Origin of the sequence: Kutzneria buriramensis, from assembly GCF_003387475.1 — a bacterium.
In the GTDB taxonomy this organism is placed as follows: domain Bacteria; phylum Actinomycetota; class Actinomycetes; order Mycobacteriales; family Pseudonocardiaceae; genus Kutzneria; species Kutzneria buriramensis.
Window position 1 is genome coordinate 1 of record NZ_QUNO01000004.1, and the last position, 18,958, is coordinate 18,958.

At 70.1% G+C, this 18,958-nt stretch carries 20 protein-coding genes; 8 read left to right on the forward strand and 12 right to left on the reverse strand.

The window, feature by feature from the left end:
• Positions 1 to 461: 461 nt before the first annotated feature.
• The 3 genes from BCF44_RS11945 to BCF44_RS11950 all read right to left on the reverse strand — a co-directional run bounded on the left by BCF44_RS11945 (position 462) and on the right by BCF44_RS11950 (position 2,889).
• Positions 462 to 995, reverse strand: coding sequence for a hypothetical protein (locus BCF44_RS11945; protein WP_246014971.1), 534 nt, complete (start codon positions 993 to 995; stop codon positions 462 to 464).
• 375 nt (positions 996 to 1,370) lie between these two features.
• Positions 1,371 to 1,517, reverse strand: a complete 147-nt coding sequence (locus BCF44_RS55425) for a hypothetical protein (protein ID WP_170217510.1) — start codon at positions 1,515 to 1,517, stop codon at positions 1,371 to 1,373.
• A 178-nt stretch (positions 1,518 to 1,695) separates the two neighbouring features.
• Positions 1,696 to 2,889 carry an AAA family ATPase gene (locus tag BCF44_RS11950; RefSeq protein WP_116174869.1) on the reverse strand — a complete coding sequence of 398 codons (1,194 nt, stop codon included), beginning with the start codon at positions 2,887 to 2,889 and terminating at the stop codon, positions 1,696 to 1,698.
• Between the two features lie 110 nt (positions 2,890 to 2,999).
• On the opposite strand from BCF44_RS11950, the gene BCF44_RS11955 reads away from it, so the two are divergent.
• Complete coding sequence (locus BCF44_RS11955) at positions 3,000 to 3,839, forward strand: transcriptional regulator (protein WP_211353005.1); 840 nt, start codon at positions 3,000 to 3,002, stop codon at positions 3,837 to 3,839.
• Between the two features lie 52 nt (positions 3,840 to 3,891).
• Entirely contained in the window at positions 3,892 to 5,691 is a 1,800-nt protein-coding gene (locus tag BCF44_RS11960; RefSeq protein ID WP_246014972.1) for an APC family permease, read from the forward strand.
• Here BCF44_RS11960 and BCF44_RS11965 read toward each other — a convergent pair.
• Both BCF44_RS11965 and BCF44_RS11970 read right to left on the reverse strand, forming a co-directional pair.
• Positions 5,688 to 6,329 (reverse strand): TMEM175 family protein, encoded by a 642-nt coding sequence (locus BCF44_RS11965; protein WP_147328469.1) that lies wholly within the window; start codon positions 6,327 to 6,329, stop codon positions 5,688 to 5,690. The genes BCF44_RS11960 and BCF44_RS11965 overlap by 4 nt on opposite strands.
• An 11-nt stretch (positions 6,330 to 6,340) precedes the next feature.
• Entirely contained in the window at positions 6,341 to 7,579 is a 1,239-nt protein-coding gene (locus BCF44_RS11970; RefSeq protein WP_116174330.1) for an acetyl-CoA C-acetyltransferase, read from the reverse strand.
• A gap of 57 nt (positions 7,580 to 7,636) precedes the next feature.
• On the opposite strand from BCF44_RS11970, the gene BCF44_RS11975 reads away from it, so the two are divergent.
• Both BCF44_RS11975 and BCF44_RS11980 read left to right on the forward strand, forming a co-directional pair.
• Positions 7,637 to 8,938, forward strand: a complete 1,302-nt coding sequence (locus BCF44_RS11975; RefSeq protein ID WP_116174331.1) for a 3-oxoacyl-ACP reductase — start codon at positions 7,637 to 7,639, stop codon at positions 8,936 to 8,938.
• Positions 8,938 to 9,789 carry a MaoC family dehydratase gene (locus BCF44_RS11980; RefSeq protein ID WP_116174871.1) on the forward strand — a complete coding sequence of 284 codons (852 nt, stop codon included), beginning with the start codon at positions 8,938 to 8,940 and terminating at the stop codon, positions 9,787 to 9,789. Before BCF44_RS11975 ends, BCF44_RS11980 begins: the two co-directional genes overlap by 1 nt.
• A gap of 51 nt (positions 9,790 to 9,840) precedes the next feature.
• On the opposite strand, the gene BCF44_RS11985 is transcribed toward BCF44_RS11980, so the two are convergent.
• Complete coding sequence (locus BCF44_RS11985; RefSeq protein ID WP_116174332.1) at positions 9,841 to 10,488, reverse strand: TetR/AcrR family transcriptional regulator; 648 nt, start codon at positions 10,486 to 10,488, stop codon at positions 9,841 to 9,843.
• 74 nt (positions 10,489 to 10,562) lie between these two features.
• On the opposite strand from BCF44_RS11985, the gene BCF44_RS11990 reads away from it, so the two are divergent.
• Together BCF44_RS11990 and BCF44_RS11995 are read left to right on the forward strand one after the other, a co-directional pair.
• Positions 10,563 to 11,102 carry an SCP2 sterol-binding domain-containing protein gene (locus BCF44_RS11990; RefSeq protein WP_116174333.1) on the forward strand — a complete coding sequence of 180 codons (540 nt, stop codon included), beginning with the start codon at positions 10,563 to 10,565 and terminating at the stop codon, positions 11,100 to 11,102.
• Between the two features lie 15 nt (positions 11,103 to 11,117).
• Positions 11,118 to 12,332: an acyl-CoA dehydrogenase family protein gene (locus BCF44_RS11995; protein WP_116174334.1), complete on the forward strand. Its 1,215-nt coding sequence runs from the start codon at positions 11,118 to 11,120 to the stop codon at positions 12,330 to 12,332.
• Between the two features lie 53 nt (positions 12,333 to 12,385).
• Here BCF44_RS11995 and BCF44_RS12000 read toward each other — a convergent pair whose 3' ends face one another.
• Complete coding sequence (locus BCF44_RS12000; protein ID WP_116174335.1) at positions 12,386 to 12,733, reverse strand: hypothetical protein; 348 nt, start codon at positions 12,731 to 12,733, stop codon at positions 12,386 to 12,388.
• A 65-nt stretch (positions 12,734 to 12,798) separates the two neighbouring features.
• On the opposite strand from BCF44_RS12000, the gene BCF44_RS12005 reads away from it, so the two are divergent.
• On the forward strand, positions 12,799 to 13,710 hold the full coding sequence (locus BCF44_RS12005) for a glutaminase (RefSeq protein ID WP_379801098.1): 912 nt from the start codon (positions 12,799 to 12,801) through the stop codon (positions 13,708 to 13,710).
• On the opposite strand, the gene BCF44_RS12010 is transcribed toward BCF44_RS12005, so the two are convergent.
• From BCF44_RS12010 to BCF44_RS12020, 3 genes are all read right to left on the reverse strand, one after another.
• Positions 13,707 to 14,378 (reverse strand): hypothetical protein, encoded by a 672-nt coding sequence (locus tag BCF44_RS12010; RefSeq protein ID WP_116174337.1) that lies wholly within the window; start codon positions 14,376 to 14,378, stop codon positions 13,707 to 13,709. The genes BCF44_RS12005 and BCF44_RS12010 overlap by 4 nt on opposite strands.
• Positions 14,379 to 14,407: 29 nt before the next feature.
• Entirely contained in the window at positions 14,408 to 14,827 is a 420-nt protein-coding gene (locus tag BCF44_RS12015) for a pyridoxamine 5'-phosphate oxidase family protein (RefSeq protein ID WP_116174338.1), read from the reverse strand.
• A gap of 169 nt (positions 14,828 to 14,996) precedes the next feature.
• Complete coding sequence (locus tag BCF44_RS12020) at positions 14,997 to 15,938, reverse strand: helix-turn-helix domain-containing protein (RefSeq protein WP_246014973.1); 942 nt, start codon at positions 15,936 to 15,938, stop codon at positions 14,997 to 14,999.
• A 199-nt stretch (positions 15,939 to 16,137) separates the two neighbouring features.
• On the opposite strand from BCF44_RS12020, the gene BCF44_RS12025 reads away from it, so the two are divergent.
• Complete coding sequence (locus BCF44_RS12025) at positions 16,138 to 16,350, forward strand: S1 RNA-binding domain-containing protein (RefSeq protein WP_116174340.1); 213 nt, start codon at positions 16,138 to 16,140, stop codon at positions 16,348 to 16,350.
• A 52-nt stretch (positions 16,351 to 16,402) separates the two neighbouring features.
• Here BCF44_RS12025 and BCF44_RS12030 read toward each other — a convergent pair whose 3' ends face one another.
• Together BCF44_RS12030 and BCF44_RS12035 are read right to left on the reverse strand one after the other, a co-directional pair.
• Positions 16,403 to 17,545, reverse strand: a complete 1,143-nt coding sequence (locus BCF44_RS12030) for a beta-1,3-glucanase family protein (protein WP_116174341.1) — start codon at positions 17,543 to 17,545, stop codon at positions 16,403 to 16,405.
• Positions 17,546 to 17,624: 79 nt separating this feature from the next.
• Positions 17,625 to 18,950: a dihydrolipoamide acetyltransferase family protein gene (locus BCF44_RS12035; RefSeq protein ID WP_116174342.1), complete on the reverse strand. Its 1,326-nt coding sequence runs from the start codon at positions 18,948 to 18,950 to the stop codon at positions 17,625 to 17,627.
• Between the last annotated feature and the right edge of the window lie 8 nt (positions 18,951 to 18,958).

The following is an 18,958-nucleotide window of genomic DNA, read 5'->3' on the forward strand; positions in this document are numbered from 1 at the left end:
GTTCAACCATCTCAAAGGAACCCACTAAGGGGTTATTCATTCAAGTACTGGCTATTACAGTACGCTGTTGAGTTCTCAAAGAACACACGCACACCGTCACTTGGCTCTTTCAAGCCGCGTTCAGGGGCTTCGGTGTTTCGTTTTGCTGTGTTTGAAGCTTATCCGGTCCGGATTCTCCCTGTCAAATCGGCTTGTTCTTGCCGATTTGCTGGGGTTCGTCCCGGGCGTCACTGACTCTACCAGACTTTCTCAGTGGCTTTGTCGGTGACCCGCTGGCGTCCGTTTCCGTCCTGCCCTGCGGTACGTGGAGAACATTAGCAGCCGATCCAAGGCGCTTCCAAATCGGCCCCCTGACGCTCCTGGCCAAGATCCATCGACGCAGGTCAGGGCCGTGCGCGACGCCCCTGACCACCCCGGAAAAGCCCCCCGATCGCGGCCGCTATGACGGGCGTCACATCGGCTCATCGCAGTGCTTCGAACACCGATCCGCCGACAACAACGCCCAGAAGGGCGCCGACGAGAACTTGCTTCACGGTGTGGTCGCGCAGCTCGACCCGTGACCAACAGACGACGGCGACCGCCACGAACGCGGCCAACCATGCGACTCCCGCAACCAAGGCGGCGATAGTTGCGCCGCCACTGGCCACGGCCGCGTGCGCGGACACCTTCCACCAGTGCGTGATGACGAGAGTGACCGCGAGCGAGAAGAACATCGACGTGACGAGCGCGAGCATTTCCCGCGGCGCGCCGGCGAGCGCCAGCACGGCCAGGCCCACGAGCACGGACGCCAGCGCGATCAGCAGCGGGATTCGGCGTTGCTCGCGTTTGCCGACGTGATGGTCGGTCAGGCGGCCGAGGCGCACGCCGACCAGGATCGCGCCGAACGGGATGAGGCTGGAGAACAGCGCTGCCAGCACTCCCCAGAGCAGACCGGCGGCAATGGTGTCGCCGGCGTGCAGTCCGACGAGGAAGGAGATTTCGACGATCACGACCACCGGCGCGAAAACCTCGGTGGCTACGCGCGCGGCCGATCGGCGGAAGGAGCGGGACTCGACAGTCACTCGCCGAGTATGGGAAACCCCGCAGTGCTGCCAGGTCGGGGGTCCGACAGCACTACGGGGTCATTCGGCTCATCGCTGCCGTCACGGAGCGCGTTACAGCGCCTCGGAGGTGTGACTTGAGTCACTTTCAGGTGAACCGCTCGGGGTTTCTCCCGGCGTGGAGGAGACGCGTCGGGAGATGGCGCCGGTCGGCGCGGGCCCTGCATCCCGCGCCGACCGGCGATGGCTCGCAGCTGGGAGGGCACGCCCGGGTCGAATCGGGCGCGGCTGCGGAGGCCGGTCGGGAAGTCGGATCGAAAAGGCCGACGCTCAGCGCAGGCCCTGCATGCGCGACTGAGCCATGATCATCAGCTCGTGGCGCATAGCCGGGGTGGCAGCAGCGTCGATCGCCTTGCTCACGGCACGGCGAGTGCGGGACTCGGCACGGCGGGCGCGGATCTTCGCGGCGAAGTTCATGGGGTCTGCATCCCTCTCAAGGTCATGCTTCTGGTGCGGTAGTACCAGTATGCACCCGCACGACCCCGCAAACCACCACTTTGTCCGGTGAGATGCGGCACATGCCGATGAATCATCGGCAGACTAGCCCGCTTCACCCCTTGTTCATCCGGCGATCACGCCCTGTCCGCCGAACGTGTCACTCCTCCCGACCGAGCAGGAACCGCCCGAAATGCGGCACGGTGAACGCGATCCGCCCGCGCTCGGCCGAGTAGACCAGCCCCTTCTTGATCAGGTTGTCCCGCGCGGGCGACAGCGACGACGGCTTTTTCCCCAGGTAGACGGCCACATCCGTGGTGCCAACGGATTCGTCGCGCCCCTCGGTCAGGTCGGCCATCGCGCGCAGGTACTCCCGCTCGGCCGGGGTCGCGCGCTCGTAGCGTGAGCCGAAGAAACCGACCGCCAGCTCCGCCTCGGCCTCCGGCGCGGCCATCGCCACGTCCTCATGGGTGATCGGATCCGCCGGCGCCGCGTCCCAGGCCGCCTTCGCGTACGCCTGCACGAAGTACGGGTAGCCACTGGAGGCGTCGAACAGCGCGTCCAACGCCTGCGGGCTGATCTCCGCGCCCTCCCGGGCCACCGGCGCGAGCACCGCGTGATCGGCGTCCTCGCGGTCGAGCTGCCCGATCAGCACGTACCGGAACAGGCGCTCGGAGTAGGACTTGCTCGCCGACAGCAGCGCGGGCAGGTGCGGCAGGCCGGCGCCGACCACCACCAGCGGCGCCCCGGACTGGGACAGCTCGTGGCAGGCGGCGCACAGCGCGGAGATGTCGTCGGGCTGCACGTCCTGCATCTCGTCGATGAGCAGCGCCACCCCGGTGCCGACGTCCTGAGCCAGCTCGGCGACGTCGGTGAACAGCTCGACCAGGTCGATCTCGATGTCGCCGGAATCGGCGCGGCCCTGCGCGGCCGGCGCGTCGATGCCCGGCTGCCAGCGCTCGCGCAGCTTGGCGCCGTCCGGGTTGGCGCGCAGCGCGAACGCCTTGAGCACGCCGAGCACCGTCTCGACCCGGTCCGGGTCGCGATGCCGGACGGCGAGGTCGCGGATCGCCCGGTGCAGCGCGGCCGACAGCGGCCGTCGCAGCTCGGCGTCCGGACGGGCCTCGATCTTGCCGGCGCCCCAACCACGCTTGACGGCCATCGAGCGCAACTCGCCGAGCAGCACCGTCTTGCCGACGCCCCGCAGGCCGGTGAGCACGAGACTGCGTTCCGGCCGGCCGCGCGCGACCCGTTCGAGCACGACGTCGAAGGCGGCGAGTTCGCGGTCCCGACCGGCCAGCTCGGGCGGTCGTTGCCCGGCCCCGGGGGCGAACGGGTTGCGCACCGGATCCATCATCGGACCGTATCGGCGCGTCTAGTGCTGGCTCAATACACCGGAAGACTCAGGTATCGGTTGCGAGCTGTGCAGTACTTGCGGTTTGATAAGTGCGGACGGAGCGGCAAGTGGGAGAGAACCGGATGGACGCGCACCCGGCGCAGCGCCTGGACGACGTGGTCCACCAGCGGGTTCGGCTGGGCATTCTGACCGTGCTCAGCACCGAGCCGCGGGTGGCCTTCACGGTGCTGCGCGACCTGCTCGGCCAGCCGGACAGCGGGCTGAGCCGGCACCTGCGGGTGCTGGAGGACGCCCGCCTGGTGGACACCGACAAGGTGATCGAGGACCGCAAGCCGCGGACCTGGATCTCGATCACCGACGCCGGCCGGCACGCGCTGCGGCAGGAGCTGGCCGCGCTGCGCTCGATGATCTCGGCCATCGAGACCGGCGGCGCGGACCTGCTGGCGTTCGCCGCGCTGCTCGGCGACGAGCCGGGGGAGCGCGACCGGGAGCGGGCCGACCTGGTGATCAGCGAGGTGCCCGCGGGCTTCCGGCTGGCCCGGGAGTCCGCGGTGGACAGCAACTACCGGCTGGTGTCCATGCCGGGCGCCGACTGGGGCAGCCACAGCAGCCAGGCGCTGACCTTCCGCAGCCACGGCCTGCTCGGCGGCCATTTCCGCAGCTTCGCGTCGGCGACCGCGGGCGTGCACGTGATGCTCGTGGAGCTGGGCAACCCTCAGGCCCCGATCGCCATCCTGAGCGCGCTGGCTCCGTCCAATCTGCTGATCGACGGGCTCGACCCGTATCGGGGATTCGTCACCGAGCGGGAGGGCGGCGGCACGTTGGGGGTCTGCTGGATCGCGGTCGGCCCCTATCTGGTGTGTGTCTCGATGACCGGCGACGAGGAGGTGATCAGGGCGCAGCTGCCCCATTTCGCGGCAGGCCAACGCGCGAAGCTCACACGTTAGGAACCCGTCAAAGCGGCTGTACGGCGACCGGGCGCGGTCGCACAGTGCGGGCGTGACGACAACTGCGACCCGAGCGGTCCCCGTGTCCCGCGACGACCAGCGGCATCGGCTGACCACGGTGACCGGCATGGCCGGCCTCGGGTTGGACGCCATCGCGTCCGTGGCCTACGGGCCGGAGTCGATCGTGCTGGTGCTGGCCGCGGCCGGCTCCGCCGGACTCGGGTGGACGCTGCCGGTGACGGTGGCGATCGTGGTGCTGCTGGGCGTGCTGATCGCCTGCTACCGCCAGGTGATCCAGGCGTTCCCCGACGGTGGCGGCGCCTACACGGTGGCCACCCGCTACCTCGGCCGGCGTGCCGGCCTGGTCGCTGGCGCGTCGCTGGTCGTCGACTACGTGCTCAACGTGGCCGTCTCCGTGGCGGCCGGCGTGGCCGCGCTGACGTCGGCGTTTCCGGCGCTGCTGCCGTGGAGCACCGAGCTGTGCGTGCTGGTGCTGGTGATCGTCACGGGCGTGAACCTGCGCGGCATCGTGGTCGGCGCCAAGGCGTTCGCGCTGCCGGCGGCCGTGTTCGTCACCTCGGTGCTGGTGGTGATCGTGGTCGGGCTGTTCCGGCCGGAGGTCACCGCGCCGGCGTCGCAGTCGACGACCATCGGCTCGGTCGGCGCGCTGCTCGTGCTGGCCGCGTTCGGCAACGGGTGCTCGGCGCTGACGGGCGTGGAGGCGATCGCCAACGCGACGCCGTCGTTCCGGTCACCGCGACGGCAGCGGGCCCGGCGCGCGGAGGCCGGCCTGGGGCTGATCCTCGGCGTGCTGCTGATCGGGCTGGCCGTGCTGATCCAGCGGTTCGATGTGCGTCCGACCGAGGGCCGCACGGTGCTGTCGTTGGTCACCGAGGGCTCGATCGGCAATGGCTGGCTATACGTGGTGATCCAGCTGTCCACGGTGCTGCTCCTGGCGTTGGCCGCCAACACTTCGTTCGGCGGGCTGCCGGTGCTGGCCGCGAAGTTGGCACGCGACGACTACCTGCCGCACGTGTTCGGATTGCGGGCCGACCGGCTCGTGCACCGGCACGGCGTGCTGGTGCTCGCCGTGCTGTCGGGCGCGCTGTTGGTGGGCACCGCGGGCCGGGTCGATGTGCTGGTGCCGTTGTTCGCGATCGGCGTGTTCGTCGGGTTTGCGCTGGCGCAGATCGGCATGGTCCGGCACTGGCGGGCCGAGCGCGGTCGGGGCTGGCTGCCGCGTGCCCTGCTGAACGGGTTCGGCGCCGTGTTGACGATCGCCGCGCTGATCGACGTCACCGCCTCCAAGTTCCTGGAGGGCGCGTGGCTGATCGTGCTGGTGATCCCGGTGTTCGTGCTGCTGTTCAGCATCGTGCGGCGGGCTTATGACCGGATCGGCCGGGACATCGGCGTCGGCACGGTGCCGGCACGGCCGCGGCGTACCGGCTCGGTGGTCGTGGTGCCGGTGGTCGCGATCACCAAGCTGACCGCGGAGTGCCTGTCGACCGCGCTGTCGATGGGTGATCGGGTAGTGGCCGTGCACGTCTCGTTCGACGACGAGCAGGACCGGGCCCGGCGGTTCGAGGCCGACTGGCAGGAGTGGCGGCCGGAGGTGCCGCTGGTGCTGCTGGACTCGAAGCACCGCGTGCTCGGGCCGCCCATCGCCCGCTACGTGAAGTCGCTGACCGACGAGCACGTAGTGGTTCTGATCGGCGAGATCGAGCCGGCCGCGCGGTGGGAACGGATGCTGCGCAACCGGCGTGGGGCGGTGGTCGCCCGCTGTGTCGGGCGCACCACGTCCGCCGTGGTGTGCCGGCTGCGGTTCCGTCTGGGCTTCTCTAACACTGTCTAGCTCTGAGCCAATACTGGCTTAGAGTTTCGTATCCACCGGCTGACCATGCTGACCGGGACCAGGAGCAGCCAGGCCCAGTTCGCCTCGGAAGGACTGATGAACTCGGCGACCAGCACCCAGACCAGGAACACCAGGGCGGCGCCGATCGGCAGGGTGTACCAGCTGAACCGGGGGAACCGGCCGGGCATCGGCTCGGCGTCGCCGGCGGCCTGCGCCACCGCGATGATCACGCACTGGATGGCGAACACCGCGATGACGTTGGCGGCGTAGAGGGCGAACGAGATCGACTCGGCGCCGTGCTTGGCCAGCAGCGACGACGGGAACGGCAGCAGCGCCACGAAGCCGAGCATCACCACGTTCAACGTCACCAGGCGCGGGTGCCGCAGCTTCAGCCGGCGGAACAGCCGGTGGTGCGTCAGCCAGAGCACGCCGATCACGAAGTAGCTGATCACGTACCCGGAGACGGCCGGCACCAGGTCGGCCAGCGCCTTGTAGAAGTCGTCGCCGTGCGCCTCGTCGGGAACCCTGATGTCCAGCACCAGCAGGGTCATCGCGATGGCGAACACGCCGTCGGACAGGGCGAGCACGCGCCCCAGGTCGACGTCACCGCGGTCTTCTCTCTCGTCGCCCTCAGCCACGGGGCATCAAGTTAGGGCTTCTCCAGGATCGCGGCGACGCCCTGGCCACCGGCCGCGCAGATCGAGACCAGACCGCGACCGGCCCCCTTCTCGTTCAACAGTTTCGACAGCGTGGCGACGATTCGACCGCCGGTCGCGGCGAACGGGTGGCCGGCCGCGAGCGAGGAGCCGTTGACGTTGAGCTTGGCCCGGTCGATGTCGCCGACCCCGTTCTTGTGCCAGGCCGCGAGCGTGGCCAGCACCTGAGACGCGAACGCCTCGTGGATCTCGTAGAAGTCGAAGTCGGCGAGCGTCAGGCCGGCCCGTTCCAGCATCCTCGGCACGGCATACACCGGCGCGGTGAGCAGGCCGTCCTCGCCGTGCACGTAGTCGACGGCGCCCGTCTCCGTCCAGGTCAGGTACGCCAACACCGGAATGCGATGCTTTTTCGCCCATTCCTCGCCGGCCAGCAGCACCACCGAGGCGCCGTCGGTGAGCGGCGTGGAGTTGCCGGCCGTCATGGTGTCGCCGAAGGCCGGCTTGAGCTTGGCCAGCTTCTCCACCGTGGTGTCGGCACGCAGGTTCTGGTCGCGGGTCAGGCCGAGGTACGGCGTGACCAGGTCGTCGAAGAAGCCGCGCTCGTAGGCGGCGGCGAGGTTGCGATGGCTGGCCGCCGCGAGCTCGTCCTGGTCCTCTCGGGTGATGCCCCACTCCTGCGCGGTGATCGCCGCGTGCTCGCCCATCGACATGCCCGTGCGGGGCTCGGCGTTGCGCGGAATGTTCGGCACCACGTGCGTCGGGCGGAGCTTGGTCGCCGCGCGCAGCCGGGCGCCGACCGTCTTGGCCCGGTTGAACTCCAGCAGCACCTGGCGCAGGCCCTCGTTCACGCCGATCGGGGCGTCGCTGGTGGTGTCGACGCCGCCGGCGATCGCCGAGTCGATCTGCCCGAGCGCGATCTTGTTGGCCGCCGCGATGATCGCTTGCAGGCCGGTGCCGCAGGCCTGCTGGAGATCGTAGGCCGGGGTTTGGGGCGACAGACGGCTGCCGAGAACCGCTTCCCTGGCTAGGTTGAAGTCACGGCTGTGCTTGAGCACCGCTCCCGCGACCACCTCACCGACCCGTTCGCCCTGCAGCCCGAACCGGCTGACCAGGCCGTCCAGCGCGGCGGTCAGCATGTCCTGGTTGGACGCGGTGGCGTACGGACCGTTGGACCTGGCGAACGGGATGCGGTTGCCGCCGAGCACGGCCACCCGCTGAACGGTCGGGGTCATGCCTCGACAATAACCTACTTACGAGTAGACTTACCAGCGAGTAGGGAGGCGTCTCGCATGTCAGATCGGTACCTCCAGTTCGCCCAGTCCGGTTTCGGGCGGTTCGTCACCGGCCGGCTCGGGCTGCCGCGGCCGGCCCGCTTGCGGCGGTACCGCCCGGGGCAGCCGGCGTTGGCGGGTCCGGTGCTGACCGGCGGCGCCGGCCGGCTCGACGCCGTGCTCAAGGGACACGCCACCGGCGGGGACGCGCCGTACGGGGCACTGGTCTTCGACGCCACCGGCATCGACACCCCCGAGCAGCTGCGCGCGCTGCACACCTTCTTCGGGCCGGTCATTCGGCAGCTCGGACCGTGCGGACGGGTCGTGGTGCTCGGCACCCCGCCCGAGGAGCTCACCAGCGTGCCGGCGGTTGTCGCGCAGCGGGCGCTGGAGGGATTTGTCCGCTCCGTCGCCAAGGAGCTGCGGGCCGGCAGCACCGCCCAGCTCGTCTACGTGTCCGAAGGCGCCGAGCCGAACGTCGAGTCGACGCTGCGGTTCCTGCTCAGCGCCAAGTCCGCTTACGTGTCCGGGCAGGTCATCCGGGTCGGCGCCGCCGAGGTGGTCGAGCCCGTGGACTGGGAGCACCCACTCGCCGACCGGGTCGCCCTGGTTACCGGTGCGTCGCGGGGCATCGGCGCCGCGATCGCCGAGGTGCTCGCCCGGGACGGCGCGCACGTCGTGTGCCTCGATATCGCCGCTCAGGGCGGCGAGCTGTCCGAGGTCGCCAACCGGGTCGGCGGGTCCGCCGTGCAGATGGACATCACCGCGCCGGACGCGCCCGCCCGGCTCGTCGAGTACTTCCAGCTGCGGCACGAGGGCGTGGACATCGTCGTGCACAACGCCGGCATCACGCGGGACAAGACGTTGGCGAAGATGACCGAGGACCAGTGGGACGCCGTGCTCGCGGTGAACCTCACCAGCCAGCTCCGGGTCAACGACGGCCTGGTGAAGGCCGGGGCGTTGCGGCGCAACGGCCGGATCGTCGGGGTGTCGTCGATCGCCGGCATCGCCGGCAACGTGGGGCAGACCAACTACGCCACCAGCAAGGCCGGCGTCATCGGCATGGTTCGGTCGCTCGCGCCGGAGCTCGCCAGCCGCGGCAGCACCATCAACGCCGTCGCTCCCGGTTTCATCGAGACCAAGATGACCGCCGCCGTGCCGCTGTTCATCCGGCAGGCCGGGCGGCTGATGAACAGCATGTCCCAGGGCGGGCTGCCGGTGGACGTCGCCGAAACCATTGCCTGGTACGCGAATCCCGCGTCGTCCGGGGTCAACGGCAATGTCGTCCGGGTGTGCGGGCAGAGCCTGCTGGGGGCGTGATGTTCCTTCGTGCGGCGCTGACCAGTTTCCGGCGCGGCGGCTCCTCGCTGCCCGCCGATGTCCTCTCGCTGTCGGATGTGGCCGTCGACGTGGCGCATTTGGCCGCGTACAACCGGGTTTGCGGTTTCGGGCTGCGGGACGAGCTGCCCGCCACCTATCCGCATGTGCTGGCCTTTCCGTTGCAGATGCGGCTGATGACGTCGTCCGGTTTCCCGTTTCCCCTGCCCGGCTTGGTGCATGTCGGGAACCGGATCACCGTTTCGCGGCCGGTTCTCGCTTCGGAGCGGTTCGACCTCCGGGTGCGGGCCGTCGACCTTCGGTCACACGAGCGGGGGCGGCAGTTCGACGTCGTCAGCGAGCTGCTGGTCGGCTCGGACGTGGTGTGGACCGACGTCAGCACGTATCTGCGTCGGGAGGGCTCTGCCGGCTCCGGCGGTTCTTCCGTTGAGCCACCGTCGCCGTCCGCCGTGTGGTCTGTGCCTGGCGACATCGGCCGTCGTTACGGGGCGGTGTCCGGCGACCGGAATCCCATCCACCTCAACGCCTTGGCTGCGCGGCTGTTCGGCTTCAAGCGGGCCATCGCCCACGGGATGTGGACCAAGGCCCGGTGCCTGGCTGCCTTGGAGGAACGGCTTCCCGCCGCCTACACCGTGGATGTGAGGTTCAAGCTGCCCGTGCTGTTGCCAGCCAAGGTCGGTTTCAGCGCGTCGGCGGTGGGGGACGGGTGGGAATTCGCCGTACACGACATCCGCACCGGCCGACCTCATTTGGCCGGAACGATAGCCCCCGCCCTATCCCAGGGGGGCGACCCCGAGCCCAGTCTACCAGCGGAAACGCCTACTGGATCTTGATACCGGTCGTCCTGTGGACAACCGGGGAATCGACCCTCGGCCTGTGGACAACTACTTCGGCGGCTGCCACATCTGGCCCTCGACGAGGTTGCCGAAGCCCATCCAGACCAGGTTCATCAGGCGGGCGGCGACCGCGCCGGCGGATTCCTCGGGGTGGTCGAGCCACCAGTCGGCGAGCGACTCGCCGGCACCGACCAGGGCGGCAGCCATGGCGTCGGCGTGCAGGGTGGCGGCCTCGCTGTCGGCGGTGTTCAGCAGCAGCGCGGCGACGAGGCTGACGGCGCGGCGGCGCATGTCGAGGAGTTCCTGAGCGAAGGGGCCGCCCTGGGCGCTGGCCTGGCGGTGCAGCACCTGCCAGCTGTCCCGATACTCGCCGACGAAGCCGAAGAATGCCCGGAGACCGTGCCATAGCTGCACGTCGGGACGGTCGCCGGCGCCGCTGACGCCGTCGGCGATGGCCTCCATGAGACGGGTGGCCTCGCGCCGGATGCAGGCGGCGAACAGGTCCTCCTTGGAGCCCAGGTAGGCGTACACCATGGGCTTGGAGATGTCGGCGACCTCGGAGATCTCGTCCATCGACGCCGCGTGGTAGCCGCGCTGGGAGAAGACCCCCACGGCGGCGTCGAGGATCTGCCGCTCACGCACCTCGCGTGGCAGCCGCTTGGCCCGGACCCGGCCGGCCGCGTCATTCGTCCGCATCCGAAGCAGGCTATCTTGCCGGCGTACCTACTACACAGTAGGCTTACTCGCGAGTAGGTACGCGGAGGTGGGGCATGGCCGACATCGAGCAGTTGACATCGATCGACCCGAAGAAACTCAGCAAGGACGAGTTCGTGGCGCTGCTGTCCTCCTTCACCGAGGCGGCGCAGGACGGCGCGCAGTTCGACCTCAGCGCGATGCCGCCGCAGGACTTCGCGCGGATCATCTCCCGGGCGTCCAAGGACCAGATCGAGGCCGTGATGGCCCAGCCGGCGCTGCGCGGGCCGATCCTGGACGAGGTGTTCCGGCGCATGGAGGTGCACTTCCGCACCGAGCGCGCCGGTTCGACGCGGGCGATCGTGCACTTCCGACTCACGGGCGGCGACGACTTCGACCGGTACCAGGTGGCGATCAACGACGGCGCCTGCGCGATCACCAAGAACGGCGAGGACGAGCCGCGCGCCACCGTGACGCTGGCGCCGCTGGAATTCCTCAAGCTGGCCACCGGCAACGCGTCGGCCCCCGTGCTGTTCATGACCGGGAAGCTGAAGGTCAAGGGCGATCTCGGTTTCGCGGCCGGCTTCATGAGCCTGTTCGACATCCCCAAGGCGTGAGAGGACTTATCCCCGATGGCCGGCTTCTCCCTCGAACTCAACGAGGACCAGCGCGACCTGCGTGACTGGGTGCACGGCTTCGCCAAGGACGTGATCCGGCCGGCCGCCCCGGAGTGGGACGAGCGCGAGGAAACACCGTGGCCGATCCTCCAGGAGGCCGCCAAGATCGGCCTCTACGGCTTCGAGTCGCTGGCGACCTGGTTCGCCGACCCGATCGGCCTCTCCCTGCCCATCGCCACCGAGGAGCTCTTCTGGGGTGACGCCGGCATCGCGCTGGCGATCATGGGCACCGGGCTCGCGGTGGCCGGCATCTTCGCCTCCGGCGAGCCGGAGCAGCTGGCCGAGTGGGTGCCGGAGTGCTTCGGCGACGAGAACGACCCGAAGGTGGCCGCGTTCTGCGCCTCCGAGCCGCAGGCCGGCTCGGACGTCAGCGGCTACAAGACTCGGGCCCGTTACGACGAGGCCACCGACGAGTGGGTGATCAACGGTCAGAAGGCGTGGGCCACCAACGGCGGCATCGCCAACGTGCACGTCGTCACCGCGGTCGTCGACCCCACGCTGGGCGCGCGCGGCCAGGCCGGCTTCATCGTGCCGCCGAACACCCCCGGCGTGGCCAGCACCCGCAAGATCAAGAAGCACGGCCTGCGGGCCTCGCACACCGCCGACGTGTTCTTCGACGACGTGCGCGTGCCGGGCCGCTGCGTGCTCGGTGGCAAGGAGCGCGTGGAAGCCCGGCTGGCCCGGGCCCGCGAGGGCAAGAAAGCCGGCGGGCAGGCCGCGATGGCGACCTTCGAGACCACCCGCCCCACCGTCGGCGCGATGGCCGTCGGCGTCGCCCGCGCCGCCTACGACTACGCGCTGGAGTACGCCAAGGACCGCGAGGCCTTCGGCCGCAAGATCATCGAGAACCAGTCGATCGCCTTCGACCTGGCCAACATGCGCATGGAGATCGACGCCGCGCGCATGCTGGTGTGGCGGGCCGCCTGGATGGGCCGCAACAACGTGCCGTTCGAGGCCGGCGAGGGCTCGATGTCCAAGCTCAAGGCCAGCGAGGTCGCCGTCTGGTCGACCGAGCGCGCGATCCAGATCCTCGGCGGCGCCGGCTACACCCGTGAGCACCCGGTGGAGCGCATGCACCGCGACGCCAAGATCTTCACCATCTTCGAGGGCACGTCCGAGATCCAGCGACTGGTGATCTCGCGGGCCATCTCCGGGATCCACATCCCCTGAGCCGACGCGGGCGAAGAGGCACCCGGGCGAGAGCTCGGGTGCCTCTTCGTATCTCAGGCGGTGTACGCAAGGGCGGCATAGGACAGGCCACCGAGGCCGGCGACGATCACGACGTACGAGCCGAGGGCGATCACCAGTGCCCGGCCGGGAGCAGCTCGGCGGAGGGCGAGGGCGTAGACGACGGCGGCGAGGATCGCGGCGAACACCGCGAACAGGAACATGAGGAACCAGGCGACGCCGAACGTCAGGCCGGCGACCACGGCGGCCAGCACGGCGTTGCGGACGCCGAGGTGGCGACGGGCGATCGCGAATATCGCGCCGCCGGCGATCACGGCGCCGATCGCCGGCGCGGCCACCACGAGGTCGAACACGAGCGCCTCGGGTCCGTTCTGTCTGCTCATACCGCTTTCAGACGTGCCACCGGTGCGGTGGTTGGCGGTTTACGCCGGACAGCACAATGGCGGTCGTGGACTACCAGGAACTGCTCGACGGCGCGGTCGAGGCGGGCCGGGCGCGGCTCGGCGACGGCCGGGTCGCGGACTACATCCCGGCGCTGGCCTGCGCCGACTCGACCGCGCTCGGCATGGCGCTGGCGACCGTCGACGGCGAGGTGTTCGAGGCCGGGGACGCCGCGCGGCCGTTCTCCATCCAGAGCATCTCGAAACTGTTCACGCTGGCCCTGGTGCTGGCCGAGGGCGGCGAGGCGCTGTGGCGGCGGGTGGGCCGCGAGCCGTCCGGCAATCCGTTCAATTCGTTGGTACAGCTGGAAACCGAGCACGGCATTCCGCGAAACCCGTTCATCAACGCGGGCGCGATCGTGGTGACGGACCGCCTGCTCGGCCTCACCGGGGACGCGGCCGGCGCGGTGCGCGGGTTCCTGCGGGCGGAGACCGGAAACCCTTCGCTGGCAACGAATCGGGAGATCGCGGCATCGGAAGCCCAGCACGGGCACCGGAACGCGGCGCTCGCGCACTTCATTGCCAGCCACGGCAACCTCGACAACGACGTGGACGCGGTGCTGGCCCAGTACTACGAGCACTGCGCGATCGAGGCCAGCTGCCGGGACCTCGCGCTCGCCGGCCGATTCCTGGCCCGGCACGGGGTTCGCGCCGACGGCGAGCGGCTGTTGACCCGCAGCGAGGCCAAGCAGGTGAACGCGGTGCTGCTGACGTGCGGCACCTACGACGCGGCCGGCGAGTTCGCGTATCGGGTGGGGCTGCCGGGCAAGAGCGGCGTCGGCGGCGGTGTGCTCGCGATCATCCCGGGCCGGGGCGCGGTCTGCGCCTGGAGCCCGGGCCTGGATCCGGCGGGCAACTCGGTCGCGGCCGTCGCGGCGCTGGACGCTTTCACCACGGCCAGTGGGCTTTCCGTGTTCTAGGGCTTCTCGGGCGGCTGGTACGTGTCGGTCGGCGGCAGGTCGACCGGTACCTCGAAGCCCATCGGCGGCGTGTCCGCGTCGACCTGGTAGACGATCACCTCGTCCGCCGGCGCGGTCGGCGCCGACGCGGCCTCGGGCGTGAGGCCGAGCAGCAGCACGGAGCCAAGGGCGGCGACGAGGCAGGCGGCGATCAGGATCCACATGCCGGCGCCGGTGGTGTAGCCGAAGCCGTCGGCGTCGGCGTTGACGGAGATGGAGTCGATCAGGTTGGTGGCGGCGAACCAGATGTAGCCGGCGATCAGCGCGCACGCGGCGACCGCGAACAGGCGCACCCGGACCAGGTTCAGCGGCCGGCCGCGGCCGCGCAGCAGCGCGTCGGCTCCGTACAGGGCGAGCGCGCCGGCGACGACCGCCGGCAGGCCGAAGTAGTTCGGGCGGGACGCCGTGCCGAACGGCACGCCGAGGGTGGGGTACTCGGTGGTCCACGACGTGGTGGTGAACGTGTGGCCGACCGAGGTCAGCCCGAACGAGAACGACATCGACAGGTCGAACAGGCTGCCGAACGTGCCGCCGATGGCAAGCAGGCCGGCCGCCAGCAGCACGACGCCGGCCACGATCCGGCGGGACGGCAGCCGGACGACCGGCACGGACGGCGTCGGTTCGCTCATGTCACCGATTCTGCACGAACCGGCCGCTGTCAGTAACGCTTGATGCGCTCCACCTCCTGCCCGGGCCGCCAGACCTGGATGAGCAGGTGCTTGCGGTCGTCACCGATCCCGGTGAACACCGCCTGCCGCAGGTCGAGCCGGAACTTGTGGTGGTCGCTGGCCACGGGGTCCGCGACGGCGACGCCGGACAGCTTGGCGTCGCCGTCGGGACCGGGATTGGAGTGCAGCGAGAACCGGCCGTCGCGCAGCAGGTCCCGCGCCTTCATCGCACCGAGCATGGAGCCGATGGTCAGGTCGGGGCCGTCGAACGCGACCTCGGTGCCGCTGACCCGCGGCGATCCGTCCCGGCGCAGGGTGGCGAGCACGTGGCTCACCTCCGCCGTGAGCACCCGCCGCACCTCGGCGGCCAGCTCCGCCGCCTCCCCTTCGAACTGCTGCCATGTCGCCATGGCCCCGACCCTGCCAGCTGCCCCTGACAAAACCGTGCGACCAACAAGCATCCCCCGCCACTCCCTGGGGGGCAGCCCCGTCGCCAGCCTACCCACCGCGGGGCCTAGTTGATCTTCAATGAAGGTCGCCTGTGGACAACTGCTTCAACAGGCGGCGCCTGTGGACAACTCAGGCGTGGCAGCGGGTGGCGGCTTCCAGCCAGTCGCGGGCGGGCTTGGGGCTGGGGTACTCGGGCCAGCCGTTGATCTTGCCGAGGAGGTTCCAGAACCGCTCGGCCCGGTCGTCGGCGAAGATGTCGTAGAGCCGGACCAGCCAGGTCCGGAACTCGGCGTCGTCGTCACGCCCGATGGCGGCGGCCAGTGCGGCGCGCATCTCGGCGACGATGCGGCGGCCGGCCTCGGACTCGGGGGCCTCGCCGGCGGCGATGACCTCGGTGACCTTGGTCAACGCCTGCTCGTAGGCGGTCTGGAAGGCGGTCGTCACCGCGTCGACGGTGCCCTCCTCGGTCATCCGGACGTTCTCGACGGCCATCGCCCGGGTCTTGGCCCGGAACGACGGGTCGCGGATCAGCTCGACGAACTCGATCCACGCCTCGACCTGCTCGGGCGAGGGGTCGTCGGGCAGGTCGGGACGAACTCGGCGCATCCAGGCGGCGTTCTCCGGCTCCGGCAGGCCCAGGTCGACCTCCCGCCAGAAGTCCTCGACAATCGCCTGCCGCTCCTCCTCGGTCATGCGGGCGAGTTCGTGCACCATCTCCAGCTCCTTCGGGCTCGACCCGCGCTTGGCCACGGCGCGCAGCACGGACCGTCGCAGCCGCAGCGTCCTGATCTGGACGTCGAGCGCCTCGGCGTGCTCCGCGGCCAGCTCCGGGATGCTCAGCTCACGGGCGAGCACCCGGGTCACGGTCGGCAGGTCCACGCCCAGCTCACGCAGCGTGCGAACGAACTTCAGCCGTGTCAGCGCGTGGATGTCGTACATCCGGTAGCCGGCGTGGGTGCGTTCGGTCGGGGGCAGCAGACCCGAGTCGGAATAGAACCGGATGGTGCGCACGGACAGGCCGGTCAGCCTGGCCAGCTCCCCGATTCCGTACAGGTCGTCGTCCCCGTTCACGCCCACAACGGTGAAGTCTCCACCTACTGGAGGGTCAACGCATTTACGGCTATCCTCGCCGGCGTGACTGCCGGGTCGGCCTCGAGCCACGAGCGGATCGGGTACCCGGCCACGGTTTGACCGCCTCGCGGGCCCGTGGCCCGCCTCCGCGCGCATTCGTCCACTGAGGACACGCGCGAGGAGAGGAGGTGAGTGGCGAATGTCCTGGAACGAGTTCCTCGCCGGCCACGCGGTCGGCGATGTCGTCGACGGCACGGTGAGCAAGGTGCTGCCGTTCGGCGCCTTCGTGCGGATCGACGGCGTCGACGGCCTGTTGCCGCAGGTCAAGTCCGTGGCCGACGGCCAGAGCGTGCGGGTGCGCATCCTCGCGATCGACGAGGACCAGCAGCGGTTCAGCCTGGCGATGGCGTAGCGAGGCACCGGCAGGGGCGGGGACCGACCGCCCCTGCCGGCTTGCCGGCACCCTAGAACGGCGTGAGCGTCACCGTCATGGCCGAGGGCGCCGGGTCCTGGATGAAGGCGGCGAAGTTGGCGACGTCGTCGAAGGCGAACCCGTAGGCGTGCCCGTCGACGCTGTTGTCGTGCATCGCCTTCGCGTACAGGTGCGGCTTCGCGTTGGCGTAGAACGACTTCGGGTCGGTCGCGGGCTGGTTGGCGTTGGCCAGCAGCGTGCCGCGGTTCAGGCCGGCGGCGACGATCGCGGCGACGGGGCCGGTGACGCCGTCGTTGGGGGCGGCCAGGGCGCCGTCGCAGAACAACACATCCCTGGTGGTGGGCCGTTTGATCGGGGCGACGCCCTTGTCGAACTGGAGCACGTCGCCGGAAACGCGGCCGGTGAAGGTATTCGTGTCGGTCTTGACCACGAGGTCGGTCGACGCGTACTTCCTCCACACCTGGTCCACGAAGGCGTCGAAGAAGTCGGCCGGGAACAGGCCGGCCTCGATGCCGTGCCCGGGCGCCATAACCCGTTGACCGTTGTCCACCACCAACTTCCCGAACACGGGGTCGGCGCTCAGCGTCTTGAGGATCGCGGCGCGGCCGCCGGCGGTGAGCGTGCCCGTGGTCTGCACAGCCTTGCCGGACAACTGGATTGCCATCGGCATGCTGAACATGTCCACCATCGTGGTGTTGCAGAACATGCCGGCGTCGTTGAACGTGAACTCGATCCAGTCGTGCAGGACGTTGAAGCTGGGGTCGCTGGACACCCACCCGGCCGGGAACTGCAGCGCCGTGCCGTTGACGACCTTGAACGGCAGCTTGGCGCCCGCCGCGAAGTACACCCGGCCGGACATCTTGGGCAGGGTGATCGTCGTGCCGAAGGGGATGCTGAGATCGGCGAAACCGTTCGCGCCGTTGAGGGAAGCGGACACGGCCTGGAGGCTGCCGTCGGCGCGGACGAAGGCCTGGTTGCCGGCCGGATCGGTGCCGACGATGTACATCGTGAGCTCGTTGTCGGCGTGCACCCCGGTCTTGTTGACGGCGCTGAGCCGCAGCCCCGCCGGCGCGGCGGCCTTGGCGTCGCCGGTCCACGATGTGACCGCGATCCCGACGGGCACGGCGGCGGCCACCGCCGCCGCGCCGCCGAGGAACGTCCTCCTACTGATCATGAGCCGGCTCCCGTTCCGCGTAAGCACCCTCGTGAGAGCGCTTACGCGGAACGGGTCCGAATTGGTTCAGACCTGTGAATCAGTAGGTGATCGCCACCGCCGGGTCGGCCAGCAGCGCGCCGACGTCGGCCAGGAACTGCGAGCCTTGCTGGCCGTCGACCACCCGGTGGTCGAAGCTCAGCGCCAGCTGGCACACCTTGCGCGGCACCACCTGGCCGTCCACCACCCACGGCATGTCCCGGATCGCGCCGAACGCGAGGATCGCCGACTCGCCGGGGTTGATGATCGGCGTGCCGGTGTCCACGCCGAACACGCCGACGTTGGTGATGGTGATGGTGCCGTTCAGCATGTCCGCGGGAGTGGTCTTGCCGTCCCGCGCGGTCACGGTGAGCTGGTCCAGCGCCTCGGCCAGGCCGCGCAGCGACAGCTGGTCGGCGTCGCGGACCTTGGGCACCACCAGGCCGCGCGGCGTGGCGGCCGCGATGCCCAGGTGCACGTAGTCCTTGTAGACGATCTCGTTCGCGGCGGCGTCCCAGGTGGCGTTCACGTCCGGCGTGCGGCGCACCGCGAGGCACACCGCCTTGGCTGCGAACACCAGCGGGGTCAGCTTGACGCCCCGGAACTCCGGGCTGTCCTTGAGCTTCGCCCGCAGCTCCATCATCGGCGTGACGTCGATGGTGAGGAACTCGGTGACGTGCGGCGCCGTGAACGCGCTGTCGACCATGGCCTGGGCGGTCGCCTTGCGCACGCCCTTGATCGGCACCCGGCGCTCGCCCCGCTGGGCGACGGCCGGAGCGGCGGCGACCGGGGTGGCGGCCTGCTCCACGTCGTCCCGGGTGATCACGCCGCCCGGCCCGCTGCCGGCCAACGCGCCCAGGTCGATGCCAAGCTCCTTGGCCAGCTTGCGAACCGGCGGCTTGGCCAGCGGCACGTAGCCGCCGGCGGCCACCACGGGTGCCGGCTCCGGGGCGATGACCGGCGGCGTCGGCACGACCGTGGCCGGGGCTGTCGCCGCGGACACGGCGGCCGACGCGGGCACGGCCGCCGGTGACCCGACGCGGGCACGGCGCTTGGCCGCGACCTGCTTGACGCCGTAGCCGACCAGGTTGGGCACCCGCTCCGGCTCGACCGAGCCGTTGACCGGCGCGGCCTCCCCGTTCGGGTCGGTGTCGATGACGATGATCGGCGTGCCGACGTCGACCGTCCTGCCCGGCTCGACCAGCAGCTCGCTGACCACGCCCGCGAACGGGCAGGGCAGCTCGACCGCGGCCTTGGCGGTCTCGATCTCCACGATGATCTGGTTGACGGTGACCGCGTCGCCCGGCTTGACGTGCCAGGTGAGGATCTCCGCCTCGACCAGCCCCTCGCCGACGTCGGGCAGGGGGAAGTCCTTGAACTGCGGCATGGTGACGC